The sequence below is a fragment of the Rhodococcus jostii NBRC 16295 genome, from assembly GCF_001894825.1.
GTDB classification, from domain to species: Bacteria; Actinomycetota; Actinomycetes; order Mycobacteriales; family Mycobacteriaceae; genus Rhodococcus_F; species Rhodococcus_F jostii.
Genome location: NZ_BCWY01000022.1, coordinates 97,556 through 112,636, shown reverse-complemented (window position 1 = coordinate 112,636; position 15,081 = coordinate 97,556). Strand labels below are relative to the sequence as shown.

Below are 15,081 nucleotides of genomic sequence, written 5' to 3'. Positions count from 1 at the left end.
GAGGACGAAAGCTGCACCCTGTTCACCAGTGAATCTCCATCCCATCGAGACAGAAGGACGACACACACGATGATCACCGTTTACGGATATGTTCCCGCCTGGGGGATCCCGGACATCAGCCCGTACGTGACGAAGGTAGTGAACTACCTGAAGTTCACGGGTGCCGAGTTCGAGCACAGGACGCAAGACCTGGCGACGCTCGACCAGGACTCGCCCCACGGCAAGCTGCCGTACATCGTCGATGAGGACGGAACCAAGGTCGGCGACTCCAACACGATCATCGCCTACCTGAAGGACAAGTACGGCGACAAGCTCGATGCGGATCTGAGCAAGCAGGAACGTGCCCTGGCTCTCGCCTTCAACCGGTTGATCGAGGAGCACCTGTACTGGAGCGGCATCATCCAGCCGCGCTGGCGCGAGGACACCGGGTGGGAAACCTATATCCCGTTCATCGTTCAGGGCGCCGAGGTGACCCCGGAGATGCGCGAAGGCCTGGACGCGTTCCGGGGCCGGATCCTCACCGAGTTCGACGGCCAGGGCATGGGCCGGCGTAGCGCGGAGGTCGTCGCCGAGTTCTTCCGGGCAGACATCGATGCTCTGTCCGACTTCTTGGCCGACAAGGCCTTCTTCCTCGGCGACAAGCTGCATTCGATCGACGCCTCGGTGTATTCGACACTGCGGCACATCGCCGACCAGCCGCAGCAGTGGCTCGGATCCGGACACGTCCAGTCCAAGGCGAACCTCGTGGACTACATGGACCGTATCCGCAAGCAGTACGACATCTGACCTGTCGGTAATCGACTCTCTTGGAGCATCGTTCGATGATTGATCTCTACTACTACACAAGCCCCAACGTGCGGAAAGTGCTCATCGCGCTGGAGGAATTGGGACTTGACTACCAGATCGTCTGGACCGATATCAGTGAGGGCGATCAGTTCGAATCGGAGTACGTCGAGATCAATCCGAACAGCAAAGTGCCGGCCATCGTGGATCACGATGGCCCCGGTGGCCGGCGCTTGGCGATATTCGAATCTGGTGCCATCCTGCTCTACCTGGCAGAGAAGACCGGTCGCCTGCTCCCTGAGGATCCGATCGCGCGCCAAGAAGTGCTGTGCTGGCTGTTCTGGCAGGTGGCCAACCAGGGACCGATGGCAGGACAGGCCGCCCACTTCGTCTCCCACGCACCCAAGCAGGGGATCGACAACCCGTACGCCCGAAACCGATACGCGGGCGAGGTGGCCCGCCTCTACCGCGTCATGGATGACCGGCTAGGCGATCGCGAGTACCTCGCCGGCGAGTACTCGATCGCGGACATCGCGGCCTTCCCGTGGACTCGGGTGGCCGCCGGGCACGGGATCGATGTCGCCGACTACCCCAACGTCAAAGCGTGGGCCGACCGGATTTCTGCCCGTCCCGCCGCCAAAGTCCGGATCTCCGACCCGCGCGAGGAGAAGGCCCGAAACCACGTCTACACCGCGGAACAGTTCAAGACCCTCTTCCGCCCGGAAGGAAGTCAACCATGAGTATCACCGCAGATTCCCTGTCCAACATCACCCCACCTGGGCTGACCATCGACGGACAGATCACGACCACGGCAGCAGTGATCCCCGTGATCAACCCCGCCAACGAGTCGACCTTCATCGAGGTTCCCGACGCCGGAGTCGAGCACCTCGACGCCGCGGTCGCTGCCGCTCGCCGCGCCGCCAAGCACTGGGCTACCCACGACCTCCCGTTCAGACAAGGCATCGTCCTCCGCCTGGTCGACCACGTGCGGGCCAACATCGACGAACTGACACGGCTGGTGACCCTCGAACAGGGAAAACCGTTGGCGAAGGCCGCCGGCGAGATCGAATCGGGTCTGCGCGGTCTCGAGCGGTATGCAAGCTGGGACATTCCGGTCGAGGTCATCCGCGACAACGACGACGAGCTGATCGAGGTGCACCGCGCACCGGTCGGGGTCGTCGGTGGCATCACCGCCTGGAACTATCCCCTCCTGCTCGCGCTGTGGAAGATCGGTCCCGCCCTGATCACCGGCAATCCGATCATCGTCAAACCCTCACCCCTGACCCCGGTGGCCACCTTGCGCCTGGGTGAGCTCGCGCAACAGATCCTCCCTCCGGGTGTGCTGCAGGTACTCAGCGGCGGCGACGATCTCGGCCGGGCGATGACGGCTCACACCGGGATCGACAAGATCACGTTCACCGGGTCCGAACGCGCGGGGAAGTCGATCATGGCGGGCGCCGGCGCGACCCTCAAGCGTCTGACCCTCGAACTCGGTGGCAATGATCCCGGTATCGTCCTCGACGATGTCGATGTGGCGTCGATCGCGCCGGATCTGTACTGGGGCGCCCTGTCGAACTGTGGTCAGGTCTGCGCGGGCCTCAAGCGCCTCTACGTGCCGCAGCATCTCGCCCCCGCAATCGAAGAAGCTCTGGCCGAGGTCGCCAAGGGGGTGAAGGTGGGCAACGGGCTCGATGACGGGGTCGACATGGGCCCGGTCCAGAACGCCGCCCAGTTCGCCAAGGTTCGAGGCTATGTCGATGATGCCGCCCACCGCGGCGCCGACGTGTACTTCCGCGGTGAGGTCCCCGAGGGCCCCGGCTACTTCCACCCGGTCACCTTGGTGCGTGGGGTCGACGACTCCGTGCCCCTGGTTCGCGAGGAACAGTTCGGCCCAGTCCTGCCAATCCTGACCTACACCGACATCGACGATGTGATCGCACGGGCCAACGACTCCGACCTCGCGCTCGGCGCCTCGGTGTGGTCCTCCGACGAACAGCGCGCTACCGAGGTCGCCGAACGGGTCGACGCGGGCACGGTCTGGGTCAACCAGCATCCCATGCTCTCCTCCGATGTGCCGTTCGGCGGCGTCAAGCAGTCCGGCCTCGGAGTCGAGCAGTCCATCCACGGTGTCCTCGAGTACACCAACTACAGAGTGCTGCGGGTCAAACGATGACCGCGGAACCGAACCACCCCGAAAATCACCGACCAAACCGTCAAACTGGAAGGCGCACAATATGTTACTGAACCGGGACGATTGGTACGACATCTCGCGAGACCTCGACTGGGAACTGAGCTACGTCGATCCGGCAGTGGCGTTCCCGACGAGTTGGAGCGGTGCGGGAGACGTACCGAAGGAGGCCTGGGACAAGTGGGACGAACCGTTCCGGGTGTCGTACCGCGACTACGTCCGGATCCAGCGTGAGAAGGAGTCGGGCGTCAAGGCTGTCAGCAGCGCCCTGGTGCGTTCCGGCACCTACGAAAAGCTCGACCCTGCGCATGTCGCCACGACGCACCTACACATGGGCACCACGTGCATGGTCGAGCACATGGCAGTGACCATGCAGAGCCGATTCTGCCGGTTCGCGCCGACCCCTCGCTGGCGCAATCTCGGGGTCTTCGGGATGCTCGACGAGACCCGCCATGCCCAGCTCGATCTGCGTTTCTCCCACGATCTGCTCAAGCAGGATCCGCGTTTCGACTGGTCGCAGAAGGCGTTCCACACCAAGGAGTGGGGTGTCCTGGCGGTGAAGAACTTCTTCGACGATGCGATGCTCAACGCCGACTGCGTCGAGGCCGCACTGGCGACGAGCCTGACCGTCGAACACGGATTCACCAACGTCCAGTTCGTCGCATTGGCCGCCGATGCCATGGCTGCCGGCGACATCAACTGGTCGAACCTGTTGTCCTCCATCCAAACCGATGAGGCACGCCACGCTCAGCAGGGCTTCCCCACCCTGTCCATCCTGATGGAGCACGACCCCGCCCGCGCGCAGCAGGCACTCGATGTCGCCTTCTGGCGGTCCACCCGGCTGTTCCAGACGTTGACCGGGCCGGCGATGGACTACTACACACCCCTCGATCAGCGCAAGATGAGCTTCAAGGAGTTCATGCTCGAGTGGATCGTCAACCACCACGAACGGATCCTCGAGGACTACGGGCTGAAGAAGCCCTGGTATTGGGACCAGTTCATGTACTCGCTCGAGAACGGCCATCACGCCATGCATCTGGGGACCTGGTTCTGGCGCCCCACGCTGTTCTGGAAGCCGAATGCCGGCGTCTCCAAGGACGAACGGGAATGGCTGCGTGAGAAGTACCCCACCTGGGAAGAGAACTGGGGTGGGATGTGGGACGAGATCATCAAGAACGTCAACGATGATCGGATCGAGGACACTCTGCCGGACACGTTGCCGGCGCTGTGCAACCTCACCCAACTCCCGTTGGGATCGGCGTTCTCCCGGCACGATCTCGCCGATCACAGCCTGACCTACAAGGGCCGGCTCTACCACTTCGATTCCGAGATCTCCAAGTGGTGCTTCGAGCAGGACCCCGAGCGTTACGCCGGCCACCAGAGCTTCATCGACCGTTTCATCGACGGCCAGATTCTCCCGGCCGACCTCGCCGGCGGGCTGCTCTACATGGGCCTGACCCCGGACGTGATGGGAGACGACGTGTACGACTACGCCTGGGCGAAGGACTACCTCCCGTCGAAGCCCGCACAGGTGGAGGAATCCGTTGAACGCGAACCGATCTCGATCTGAGACCCGACTTCATTTGATTGCCAAGGAGAACTGACATGGCACCCTTTCCCATCACCGGCCGTTTCATCGGCGACTTCGTCCCGGTCCTCGTGGCCGTGGACACCGACGACACCTGGGATCAGATCGCCCGCAAGGTCGCTACGCATTCGGTGGGCCGGCGGGTCCCGAAACCCAAGGTGAGCCCTGGATACGACGTGCTGGTGGACGGCACCGTGATGACGGCCGACGCCACACTCGGCGAACTACTCGGCACCCGCACGATCCCACCGCTGCAATGGGTCGATGTTCGCTTCCGGGAGCAGGTGGGTTCCGATGGCTGACGAGCCCGGCAACGACTTCGTCGACCTGGTCGCCGAGGACGAACTGTGGGACGACGAGATGGAATCGTTCGACGTCGGAGACGACGAGGTGCTCTTGGTGAAGGTGAACGGTGAGGTCCGCGCGTACGACGGAATCTGCCCACACCAGAGCATCTCGCTGGTCGAGGGGGAATTCGAGAACGGTGTCGTCACCTGCCGCGCACACGAGTGGCAGTTCGACGCGCTGACCGGTTCCGGGGTCAATCCCCGAGACACCTGTCTGCACAAGCACGACGTCCGAATCGTGGACGGTGTCATTCAAGTTCGCCTCAAGTCGCCGGTCCAGGCGCATCACTGACCGTAGGAGTTCACACTCATGACCATTGTCGACATGGATGCCTCAGACGAGTCCTCCCCCGACCTTGTGGGTCCGGTCATCCGGGCCGGCAACCTTGCGGAGGCGGTGATCGATGCGATCGAGGAGGACAACCCGGGACAGGACGTGCTGGTACTCGACCGCGAGGACTACGTCCGCATCCACACACGCGGAGCGTGCCGCCTGACGCAGTCGAGCTTGGAAAAGCACTTCGGTCAGAGTTATCAGCTGGCCGCGCTCGAGATCGACATGCCCTCGTTCAAGGGGCGCCTCAAGACTCGCACCGATGAATACGTCTGGTTCTACCAGAACTCCGGACAGGAGAAGTCATGACCAACAAGACACCGCGGTCCCGTTCGCGCGGGCTCAAGACCTGGAGTGCGTTCGGCAATCTCGGGCGACGGCCCACCGAGTACGAAGTGCTCACGCACAACATGAACCACACCACCGGGCCCGTGCCACTGGAAATGGGACCAGACGTTCACGGAAACGTGTGGCTGCGCGAGCACCGCGACTCGATGAAATTGGCGGTCGACGACTGGGACAGCTTCCGGGATCCCGATACCGTCACCTACGGCAGTTATGTTGCCGACCAGGATGATCAGGAGACGTACGTCGAGGGTTTGATCGCGCAGTTCGACGGCGAAGGCTCCGACGATACGCTTTCGGATGAGGCACTGACCCTGCTCGTGCGGGCCCTGACCCCGACGCGGTACGTCGCGCACAGCCAGCAGATGCTGTCCGCCTACGTTCAGCAGCTCGCGATCAGCAGCTATATCGGCAACTGTGCCGCCTTCCAGACCGCGGACCAGCTCCGCCGGGTGCAGCTCACCGCGTACCGCACCACCCAGCTGCAGCTGACACATCCCGAACGCGGCTTCGGCACCGCGGAGAAGGAATTCTGGACCGAGCGCCCCGACTGGCAGCCGATTCGGGCCGCATTCGAATGGGCCCTCGTGGAATTCGATTGGGACCGAGCGTTTGTCGCCACCAATCTGGTGACCAAGGCGATTGCCGATCAGCTCTTCCTGGTCCAGCTCCGGCGCCAAACCGCCCGTGTCGGAGCGCGCTTGGACTCGCTGATTCTGGAGAACCTCTGGCGTGACAGCCTGCGGAGTCAGCGCTGGTCGGTGGCACTCGTCGAATTCCTCGCAGCCGCCGATCCCGGCAATCTGGACGTGCTTCAAGGTCATTTGAGTGAATGGTCCGCACGGGGGAATGAGATGATCCAGGCCGGCGCCCGGATCGTCGCGTCGCCGAATGGAGCGTCCGCGGACGAGATTGCCGCGGCTGTCCGTCAGGACTGGCACTCGTTCCTCGACTCCGTCGGTCTGCGGCCCGAATCGGATTGAGATCAGTAACCATGACTGTCACAGTGAACTTCAGTGGGTACGAGAGACCGGTGGCGTGCGGGCCCGAAGAGACACTTCTTCGGGCCGGCCTCCGGGCCGGACTGACCCTGCCCTACGAATGCGCCAGCGGTGGATGCGGCAGTTGCCGCGCGCAACTCGTGGACGGAGAGGTCAAGAACCTCTGGCCCGACGCCGCCGGGCTCTCCGAACGTGATCGCCGACGCGGCAATCGGGTCCTGATGTGCCAATCGATTCCCACGGCCGACTGCACAGTCAAGGCACCGATACTCGACGGTCCGACTGTGAGCCGAGAGGCAGTGCCCGAGCGTGTGACTTCCCGACTCCTGGGCCGGGAAGCGCTGACCCCCGACACCGCTCTGTTCACCCTCGACTTCAGCTCACCCATCGACTTCCTGCCAGGGCAGTTCATGCTCCTGGAATCACCGGACGGAGTTCGGCGGGCATACTCGATGGCGCACCCCGCCGACGGTGCCGGCTCCACCACCGTGGAGTTCATCATTCGCGCCAAGCCCGGCGGCGCCGCATCGAGTTGGCTCTTCGAAAAAGTACAGGTAGGCGAGGAAATCCTGGTCGAAGGACCATATGGGCGCGCCTACGCACAACCGCGGTCCGATCGTCCGGCGGTGTGCATCGCGGGCGGCACCGGACTGGCACCGATCCTCGCGATCACCGAGGAACTTCTCGTCGAGGACCGGGCGCGGCGGGTGGACCTGTACATCGGCGCACGTATGGCCGGGGACATCGTTCTCCTCGATCGGCTCGCCCGCCTGAACGAACTAGGGGCCCGTGTCGCCGTCTCGGTCGAAGATCCCGACCTCGCGGGCAACGAGCCAGCGGGATGGGACATGTTTGCCGCTTCCCGGGTAGGGCGGGTGATCGACCACGTCGCCGAAGACTGGACCGATCTCAGTGCTCACGATGTCTATCTCGCCGGCCCTGCAGGAATGGTCGATGCGGCGCTGCGAGCGCTGGTGCGCGAGCGCGGGGCCTCCGCGGACCGGCTGTTCTTCGACCGTTTCATCGCCTGAACGCAGTACCACTCTCGAACTCGGAAGGATCCATCATGTTGCTGGAAACCATCGAACTACCGACCGATGAGCACTATGCACGTAATCTCATCGACGGAAGGTGGGTGTTCCCGGCCGCGCCTTACGAGTACGAGATCCGGAACCCCTCCGACAGCACGATCACCGCGGTTGTTCCGCTCTCGTCGCGATTCGACGTCGACCGGGCGATCTCGGCCGCCCGTGACGCACTGTCCGGACCCTGGTCCGACCTACACACCCGGGACCAACTGCTGGCGCTGCTGCTGCACCAGCTCGCCGAGGCAGCACCCGAACTGGCACGCCTGCAATCGACCGAGACAGGTCTGGGGTACGACGATTCGCTCGCCGCTATCGAATCGACATTGAGGATCGCGCGCGCGATCCTCACCCGGGAGGTCCTGCACCCCCGGCCCGCACCCGCAGGAATCTCCGGACACGTGCTGTCGTGGGGGGCACCATTCACGGAGATGCTCCTGAATGTCTTCCCGGCACTGGCCGCCGGCAACACCGTCGTGATCAAGCCGTCGCTGCGCGGTCCCTTGTCACCGGTGGCGGTCGCGTTCATCGCAGACCAGCTGGGATTTCCCGCCGGAGTTCTCAATATCGTGCAGGGCACAGGCGTCGACGTGGGCGCGGCACTCATCAGTAGCACCGCACTCCAGACCCTGCACGTACGGGCGAACGAGTCCACGCTGAGCCGGGCAAGCCGAGCCGGACGCCGGACACACGTGCCCCTGCGAACCCTGAGCGGCGGCGGCAACGCCGCGATCGCCTACCCCGGACTCGCGGAAGACCAATTCGCGACGATGGCCTCCGACGTCGCTGACGCAGTTCGGGTCCACAACGCCGGCGGACCCTTCGGGCTGCACACCGTCGCGGTGCACCGGGACGTCGCCAAAAATGCCATCTCCGCGATTCTCGGCCAGTTGACCCTTTTCAAGAATCGTGCCGCTCCCCTGCCCAGCGAACCCATCCGGCGACGCGCCTTCGACCGGATCGACGAGTTGGACGCCGGCGGCGCGCGAGTACTGCTGGGGGGAACGATTCCCGATGACATCAGGCACCGAATGGGGTGGCGGCTGCCCACCACAGTCGTCGACCTCGGCGACGCGACGTCGAAGGCTGCGGCAAATGCACTGGCCCACTCCCGTGAACCTCTAGGACCCGTGCTCACCATCGTCCAATGGGACACCCTCGCCGACCTCGACAGGGTGTTCGACGCTCGGCACCATCGTGACGGCTACGCATCGATCTGGGGGGACGATTCCGCTGACGACCGCACCCGGTTCGGGGTCGCCGCCCGCGAACAGGGGCCGCAAAGTGCCATGTACAGCGGTCTGGTACCGGCCGCATGGACAGGGGAGTCGGCGCATCGCACTATCGGCGAGATGGCGTCATGAGCGGGCCCTCGATGCTCAGCGACTCGCAGGCCCGCTCTGGGCTTCGGTTGGACTTCCTGTTCATCACCGATCCCCTTGACGGACTGGCACCTGCGCACGACACCACCATCGCTTTGATGGAGGAAGCGCAGTTGGCCGGCCATCGCGTGCTGACCACGACCATCGGCGAGATCGGCATCGACCGAGGGCGCGCATTCGCTCGTTGCCGGGAGGTGACATTACGCCCAGCTGTCTTGAGCGAAAACAAGTGGATCGCCGACACTGACTGGTACACCAGTGGTGCATCCCGCCGCCTGTCTCTCGACGAGGTATCGGCGATCTTCATGCGGACCGACCCTCCGGTCGACAGCAACTATCTTCGTGCCACCTTCATCCTCGACTTTGTCGATCCCACAAAGACGCTGCTGATCAATTCCCCTGCCGGGCTCCGCGACGCGAACGAGAAGTTGTTCGCCCTGCGGATGCCCGAGCTGGGTCCCCCCACCATCGTCTCCGCGGACAGAGACGAGATCTGCGAAGCCGTACGTTCCTGGGGAACAGCAGTTCTCAAACCCACCGATGGCATGGCCGGCCGGGGCATCATGCTCCTGCGACCGCATGACCCGAACCTGCACTCGATACTCGACACCGCCACCGTTCGCGGTGACCAGCACGTGGTCGTCCAGCAGTTCATTCCGGAGGCGGAGACGGCGGGAGACCGTCGCGTGATCGTCCTCGACGGAAAGCCGATCGGATCCGTCCGCCGCATAGTCGACACCGGCGGCGCCGGCGATGAATTCCGCTGCAACATGGCCACCGGTGCACGCATCGTCCGCGACACGGTGACCGCCCGCGATCGTGAAATCTGCAACGCACTCGGACCCGAGCTCGTCAGGCGCGGACTCGTGTTCGTCGGAATCGACATCATCGGAGACAGGCTCACCGAAGTGAACGTGACCAGCCCGACAGGAATCCGCGAGATCGATGCGCTCAGCGGCACACACCTTGCCGCCGACACGATCGAATGGGCGATCGCCCGGTGCACGAACATGACGGAGGTGCGATGACCACGGCGGACCCAACGGAAAAGCGCGAGCGGATCGTCGTCATCGGCGCCGACGCCGCGGGTATGAGCGCAGCCCATCAGGCGCTGCGCAGCGCGAAAGCCGCGGGGCGCGACGTCGATGTGATCGCGCTCGAGAAAACCTCCGACACCTCGTATTCTGCATGCGGCATCCCGTATCTGGTGTCCGGGACGGTCGGCGCGACCGATGAATTGAGCGCTCGCACGCCCGAGAAGCATCGGGCGATGGGAGTGGACCTCCGCATGAACGTCACCGCAACGAAGATCGACCTGAACACTCGCACGGTGACCTACGCCCACAACGCCGGAGGTGAGGAGGTCGTCCGATTCGACAAGCTTGTCCTCGCCACCGGTGCCCATCCGATCATTCCGCAGTGGGCGGTGACCGACGGGGGTGAGCTGGTGGGAGGCGTGCACCCGGTCAAGGATCTCGATCATGCCCGGCACTGGCTCGATCTCGTCTCTCGCCGATCACGCGGTGGAATAGCCATCCGTCGCCGCGCGGCGGTGGTGGGCGGCGGGTACATCGGCGTCGAAATGGCGGAAGCGATGGTGCAACGCGGATTCAGCACCACGCTCCTGACCCGCAGTGCTGTGATGAGCAGCCTCGACAGCGATATGAGTGAGAGGGTCCGCGAGGCCGTCCAAGCCGGCGGAGTCGACGTCATCACTAACACCACGATCGCCGATATCGACATCGTCGATGGCCACGTTCGGTCGGTCACCGCCAGCAACGGCCAGGTCTACCCCACCGACGTCGTCGTCCTCGGACTCGGTGTGCGCCCGGCCACCGAACTCGGCGTGGCCGCCGGGTTGCCCATCGGCGAACAGGGTGGCTACTTGCCCAACGAGCGACAAGAGGTCGCCGAGGGCGTATGGGCCGCCGGGGACTGCTGCGAGGTCATCGAACGAATCCGCGGGAAGTACGTCCTTGCGCCACTGGGCACTCATGCGAACAAGCAGGGGCGCATCTGCGGGTACGACGTCCTCGGCGGATCGCACGCGTTTCCGGGCGTGCTGGGCACCGCCATCACCCGCTTCGTATCCGCCGGCACTCACGTGGAGGTCGCCCGTACGGGCCTCGGGACCCGGGAGGCGACCGAGGCGGGGTACGACGTGGAATCTCTGGTCACTGTCGGCGGCACAGCCAGTGGCTATATGCCGGAAAGGTCGCCGATCGCCACCAAGATCATTGCTGATCGTCGTACGCGGCGATTGCTCGGCGTCCAGATCGTGGGCGGGGCTCAGTCAGCCAAGAGGATCGACACTGCCGCCGCGGTGTTGTGGGGCGAGATGAGCGTCGACGACCTTGCCACGATGGATCTCTCGTACGCCCCACCATTCGCCACGGTGTGGGAGGCGATTCAGCTCGCCGCGCGCCGCCTGTCGGATCGGATGTGACCGCGCCGAATCATCCACCGCTCCGGACGAAAGGCACAGTTGTGGAAAGTGTGACCCAGGCGATGCCGATGGAGGAGTTGCTCGCCGAACTGGACTGCTGGGCGGGCGGGGTCGGGGCCCGGGAGGTGCGGCCGGGGCTGACCGTCTGCCGGTTCGATGCCCCCGGACCGTATCTGTGGGAGCCGGCACCGGGCATCACCTTCTGTCTTGTCGTCCAGGGACATCTGTCGGTGGTAATCGATCGCACCGCGCACGCTTGCGGCCCCCTCGACGGCGTTGTCTTCACGGACCGGCTGAGCCCCGCGATAGAAGTGGTCGAGGCCTCCGCCGACGCTCCCTTCCTCGCGATGTTTTTGCAGATCGACACGGCAATCATTCGCCGCGTATCGACAGACGTGTTGGTCAGTGACGCATCGGCGGTGCCGATCACCCGCCGTGGCCGTGCAAGTGGCAACAAGTGCAGCGGCACCTTCGGTGTGGGAGCACGACTACTCCACTCCGTTCTCCGGTTTCTTCGCGCACTCGATGGCGAACTTGACGAGCGAGTACTCGCGCCGATCTGTTTGCAGGAGATCGTGTATCGCCTTCTGCAGATCGTATGCTGCCAAGATCCGCTGGAAGTTGCCTCACGGGAGTCCGACGCCGATCCCACGCGGGCGGCGATCGAGTACATCAGGTCTCACCTCACTGAATCAATCACCGTGAACGACATCGCGCGGGAGGTTCAGCTCAGTGAGTCGACCTTTGCGCACACCTTCCGTGCGACGATCGGCGTGAGTCCCTATCAGTTCCTCAAATCCGAGCGACTCGACGCTGCGCGACGCATGCTCATCACCGGATCCGGCAACAAGGTGAGCGAAGTGGGACGCGCCGTGGGCTATTCGAGCGCATCCCACTTCATCACCGAGTTCAAACGTCGGTACGCGGTCACACCCCGCGAATATGCGAACGGGAAGTACCATTGCGCTGCAGTGGAAGTCGTCGACCGTCACACCGGCGTCGATGCGAGAACCGCAGAAATCTTGCACTTCCCCGCAGGCCACTGATACGCGAAAGTCGGCGGATGTCGTCCCGTGAAATTGACACCGCGATGCATCCGACCTCACACATCGGTGCAGCACTGGATCCGCGCAACGTGTCGAACCTAACCAGACATTACTGCCCTTCAAGAGATGTCCGATCGATTGCAGGAGCAGACACTCCCAACACTCGCGGGGCCTTGAAAACGGACCCGGCTCAGTTCCAGAACTTCATGTCGCAGAATTACCCCGACGTGGCCACCGGCGTCGGCCAGCACAACGCCGCACTCCCCCGCGTCCAGAGACTTCTCGACGGCATCAAGGGAACGTCGCGAGCTTCCAATCGCCAGCCAGTGTATTCCCACCTCGCACACGTCGACGACCGCCCTGACCCTGCGGTTCCTTGTTCCGGGCGCGGTCTTGGTTGCCGCCGGCGTGCTCGGGCTAGCGATGCGTGAGCCAGCTCGTACACCCCAGCCGAGGCTCGGCTGCAATGTCCTCCGGAACGGGCGCCTGAAACAGTTCCCGGGGAAGCGCAAGTCGAGAATGCCATTGCAGTTACGGCACTTCCACGATCACTCCGGCTGCAGTGTGCTTGCTCAGGTTTCGTGCACCAGTTCCTGGGGCTTGTCGGACCATCAGCCGCCGGGCCGTCGGTGTCGGCGGTGGTGCGGGTATGCGCTCGCTAACCTGCGTATCTCGTCTTGGACACAATTCGATTCAGGAATGACCTGCCACAATCGCTCGATGAACCGCCGCGTTGTCATTCCGAAGTTCACAAGGATGTCCTCCTCGGCAGCTCCCCCGAACGGTGCCCAGACGACGGCGAACTCGATGAGCCGCTCCGCCTCGGGGTCCGGATGATTGGATGGGCGGTTGGCTTCGATCCACGCGGCGCGACGCCTCTGACGCCAGTGGCTATACTTACGAGAGTTCATGGAAATTCACAGATCTGATCTGTACTGAGGACTTCGACATTGGGGGTCTCGGCGCGGCGACGGAATACGGGAGTGCCAGTCGCTTTCGCGCTGACCCTCAGGTTGCGTATTCCATGCCGCACTTGCGCAGTCCCCCCACTCCATGCGCGCCATATGCGGCTGAGGTCTGGCGCAAGCGGTGGAGGTCCGTGCGCTGCCCTGCCAGCCCTCGACAAGGGGTCCACACCGACAACCAATCCGCCGCCTCACCCGCCGAGAAAGGCGATGTCGACGGTCTCGAATACTGAAGGCTCGCTTCACCATCGTTTCACCAGGGCTCCGGCCGAGATCTGCGGCCGATTTCTCTGCTGCAGTCGGCGATAGGCACTCCTGCACCAGCTGCACCGCCAGGCCCGACTCGATCATTCCTGTTCCCACCAGAAGGTGCCGTCGTCTCAATCCTGTTCCTCGTCCAGAGGCCAGGCACCGAAGTTGGCGCCGGTCAGAGTGAGAATCGCGGTGAAGAACTTCTCCAAGAATGGCACGAAAGCCTGCTCTCTGTCCCCACTGGGGACCATCTGTATTCGGTGCTGCACCGCGCGCCTCCGCCCGCGTACCACCCCCATGATTCGTCGAGCAAGGGGCGGCATTCCCGTGGGCCCTCACCGTGACAGACAGGCGGTTACGCCGCATGATTGGCGGGCGCGAGCACCGGCACCAGGACCGAGTGAACCCCCGTCACACCGAGCATCTGCCGGATCGGGCCGCCGTGGCACAGCTGGGAAGCCAGCATCCGTTCGCGGCACCGCTCGGGACTTGCCGTCCTCGGATCGATCGGAATCCCGATCAGGATCTCCGCGGACGTCGCACTCCGGCTCGCATCTACCAGTAACGACTCCTCGTCGACCGCCCGGATGGGCACGTCGCGTCGGCCGCGAACCGAACCGATGACGACGACGACGTAGTCATCGCCGCCATGAGTGAAGGTGATCAAGCGGCAGTGGCGTCCTGCAACCACGAGCCTGACGTCCAGGCCGCGCTGCGGCAGATCGCCCGCCGAATCACCATGGACCCGTCGCAGTCCCGACGCCGTCGAGGCTAGATGACCCGCCCCGATGACGGTTCGCCGTGAGGTCCAGCTGAAAAATTCGTCCGTCGCGTCCATTGGTCGCGCCTCTTCTGTGAATCCGATCGTCCTTCCGGGCCTGCACCCGATCCCAACATTGTGTTGTGGATCACATAATCATAGGAGTGAAAAGATCTCCAGTCAATTATTTTCGAGATAGACTTTCTTAGTCGTGAAAGGTTTTCGTTGCACACAGATGCTAGCCGAGCGGGACTGGCACAGCAATCGGGACGGCCGGTCGGTCGGATGCAGAACCGGACCATGCCAACCAACCCCAGGCGCACCGCTGCGTCATGGCGGGGATTCGAGTCCGTACCAGTCGAGGTCATGAGGTGTTGACGGATGAAAAGACAATCGGGTTTGGTGACGCCGGCCGTCCATGGGGACGAGTCCCGAGCACAATGCCGACTGTGGGATCTGATCCTCTGGTCGGTGATCGTGATCGCAGCGACGGTAGGTGTTGCGGCGGTGCTCACCACCCAATGACATAGTCGCACCGGTGTTTACCGGTGGTAGTCCG

Annotated in this window: 15 protein-coding genes; 14 read left to right on the top strand and 1 reads right to left on the bottom strand. The window is 63.7% G+C overall.

From position 1 onward, the window contains the following. Positions 1 to 69: 69 nt before the first annotated feature. The 13 genes from isoI to RJ1_RS16275 all read left to right on the top strand — a co-directional run bounded on the left by isoI (position 70) and on the right by RJ1_RS16275 (position 12,545). A complete protein-coding gene (gene isoI, locus RJ1_RS16335) occupies positions 70 to 786 on the top strand; it encodes an iIsoprene-epoxide--glutathione S-transferase (protein ID WP_073361530.1) in 717 nt (238 codons plus the stop codon). Positions 787 to 821: 35 nt separating this feature from the next. Then, a complete protein-coding gene (locus RJ1_RS16330) occupies positions 822 to 1,523 on the top strand; it encodes a glutathione S-transferase family protein (RefSeq protein WP_073361528.1) in 702 nt (233 codons plus the stop codon). Positions 1,524 to 1,600: 77 nt separating this feature from the next. Then, positions 1,601 to 2,956 carry a non-phosphorylative glyceraldehyde 3-phosphate dehydrogenase TadD gene (gene tadD / locus RJ1_RS16325; RefSeq protein ID WP_143049042.1) on the top strand — a complete coding sequence of 452 codons (1,356 nt, stop codon included), beginning with the start codon at positions 1,601 to 1,603 and terminating at the stop codon, positions 2,954 to 2,956. 61 nt (positions 2,957 to 3,017) lie between these two features. After that, positions 3,018 to 4,541, top strand: a complete 1,524-nt coding sequence (isoA, locus tag RJ1_RS16320; RefSeq protein ID WP_073361524.1) for an isoprene monooxygenase oxygenase subunit alpha — start codon at positions 3,018 to 3,020, stop codon at positions 4,539 to 4,541. 35 nt (positions 4,542 to 4,576) lie between these two features. Further along, positions 4,577 to 4,861 (top strand): isoprene monooxygenase oxygenase subunit gamma, encoded by a 285-nt coding sequence (isoB, locus tag RJ1_RS16315; protein ID WP_073361522.1) that lies wholly within the window; start codon positions 4,577 to 4,579, stop codon positions 4,859 to 4,861. Further along, complete coding sequence (isoC, locus tag RJ1_RS16310; protein ID WP_073361521.1) at positions 4,854 to 5,198, top strand: isoprene monooxygenase ferredoxin; 345 nt, start codon at positions 4,854 to 4,856, stop codon at positions 5,196 to 5,198. Before isoB ends, isoC begins: the two co-directional genes overlap by 8 nt. Positions 5,199 to 5,216: 18 nt before the next feature. Then, positions 5,217 to 5,549, top strand: a complete 333-nt coding sequence (gene isoD / locus RJ1_RS16305; RefSeq protein WP_025432436.1) for an isoprene monooxygenase effector protein — start codon at positions 5,217 to 5,219, stop codon at positions 5,547 to 5,549. Then, on the top strand, positions 5,546 to 6,568 hold the full coding sequence (gene isoE, locus RJ1_RS16300; RefSeq protein WP_073361518.1) for an isoprene monooxygenase oxygenase subunit beta: 1,023 nt from the start codon (positions 5,546 to 5,548) through the stop codon (positions 6,566 to 6,568). The genes isoD and isoE overlap by 4 nt, the downstream gene beginning before the upstream one ends. An 11-nt stretch (positions 6,569 to 6,579) precedes the next feature. Further along, positions 6,580 to 7,617, top strand: coding sequence for an isoprene monooxygenase reductase (gene isoF / locus RJ1_RS16295; protein ID WP_073361516.1), 1,038 nt, complete (start codon positions 6,580 to 6,582; stop codon positions 7,615 to 7,617). A 35-nt stretch (positions 7,618 to 7,652) separates the two neighbouring features. Next, entirely contained in the window at positions 7,653 to 9,035 is a 1,383-nt protein-coding gene (locus RJ1_RS16290; protein ID WP_073361514.1) for an aldehyde dehydrogenase family protein, read from the top strand. Beyond that, complete coding sequence (gshB, locus tag RJ1_RS16285) at positions 9,032 to 10,081, top strand: glutathione synthase (protein ID WP_255284885.1); 1,050 nt, start codon at positions 9,032 to 9,034, stop codon at positions 10,079 to 10,081. The genes RJ1_RS16290 and gshB overlap by 4 nt, the downstream gene beginning before the upstream one ends. Then, positions 10,078 to 11,499 (top strand): FAD-dependent oxidoreductase, encoded by a 1,422-nt coding sequence (locus RJ1_RS16280; RefSeq protein WP_073361551.1) that lies wholly within the window; start codon positions 10,078 to 10,080, stop codon positions 11,497 to 11,499. Before gshB ends, RJ1_RS16280 begins: the two co-directional genes overlap by 4 nt. A 125-nt stretch (positions 11,500 to 11,624) precedes the next feature. Beyond that, positions 11,625 to 12,545: an AraC family transcriptional regulator gene (locus tag RJ1_RS16275; RefSeq protein ID WP_240320068.1), complete on the top strand. Its 921-nt coding sequence runs from the start codon at positions 11,625 to 11,627 to the stop codon at positions 12,543 to 12,545. Positions 12,546 to 14,117: 1,572 nt separating this feature from the next. On the opposite strand, the gene RJ1_RS16265 is transcribed toward RJ1_RS16275, so the two are convergent. Next, the gene (locus RJ1_RS16265; protein WP_240320067.1) at positions 14,118 to 14,600 is read right to left on the bottom strand and encodes a hypothetical protein; all 483 of its coding nucleotides are present in this window, start codon (positions 14,598 to 14,600) and stop codon (positions 14,118 to 14,120) included. A gap of 303 nt (positions 14,601 to 14,903) precedes the next feature. Between RJ1_RS16265 and RJ1_RS46755 the strand changes: the two genes are divergently transcribed. Beyond that, positions 14,904 to 15,047: a hypothetical protein gene (locus tag RJ1_RS46755; RefSeq protein ID WP_162850409.1), complete on the top strand. Its 144-nt coding sequence runs from the start codon at positions 14,904 to 14,906 to the stop codon at positions 15,045 to 15,047. Positions 15,048 to 15,081 lie beyond the last annotated feature (34 nt).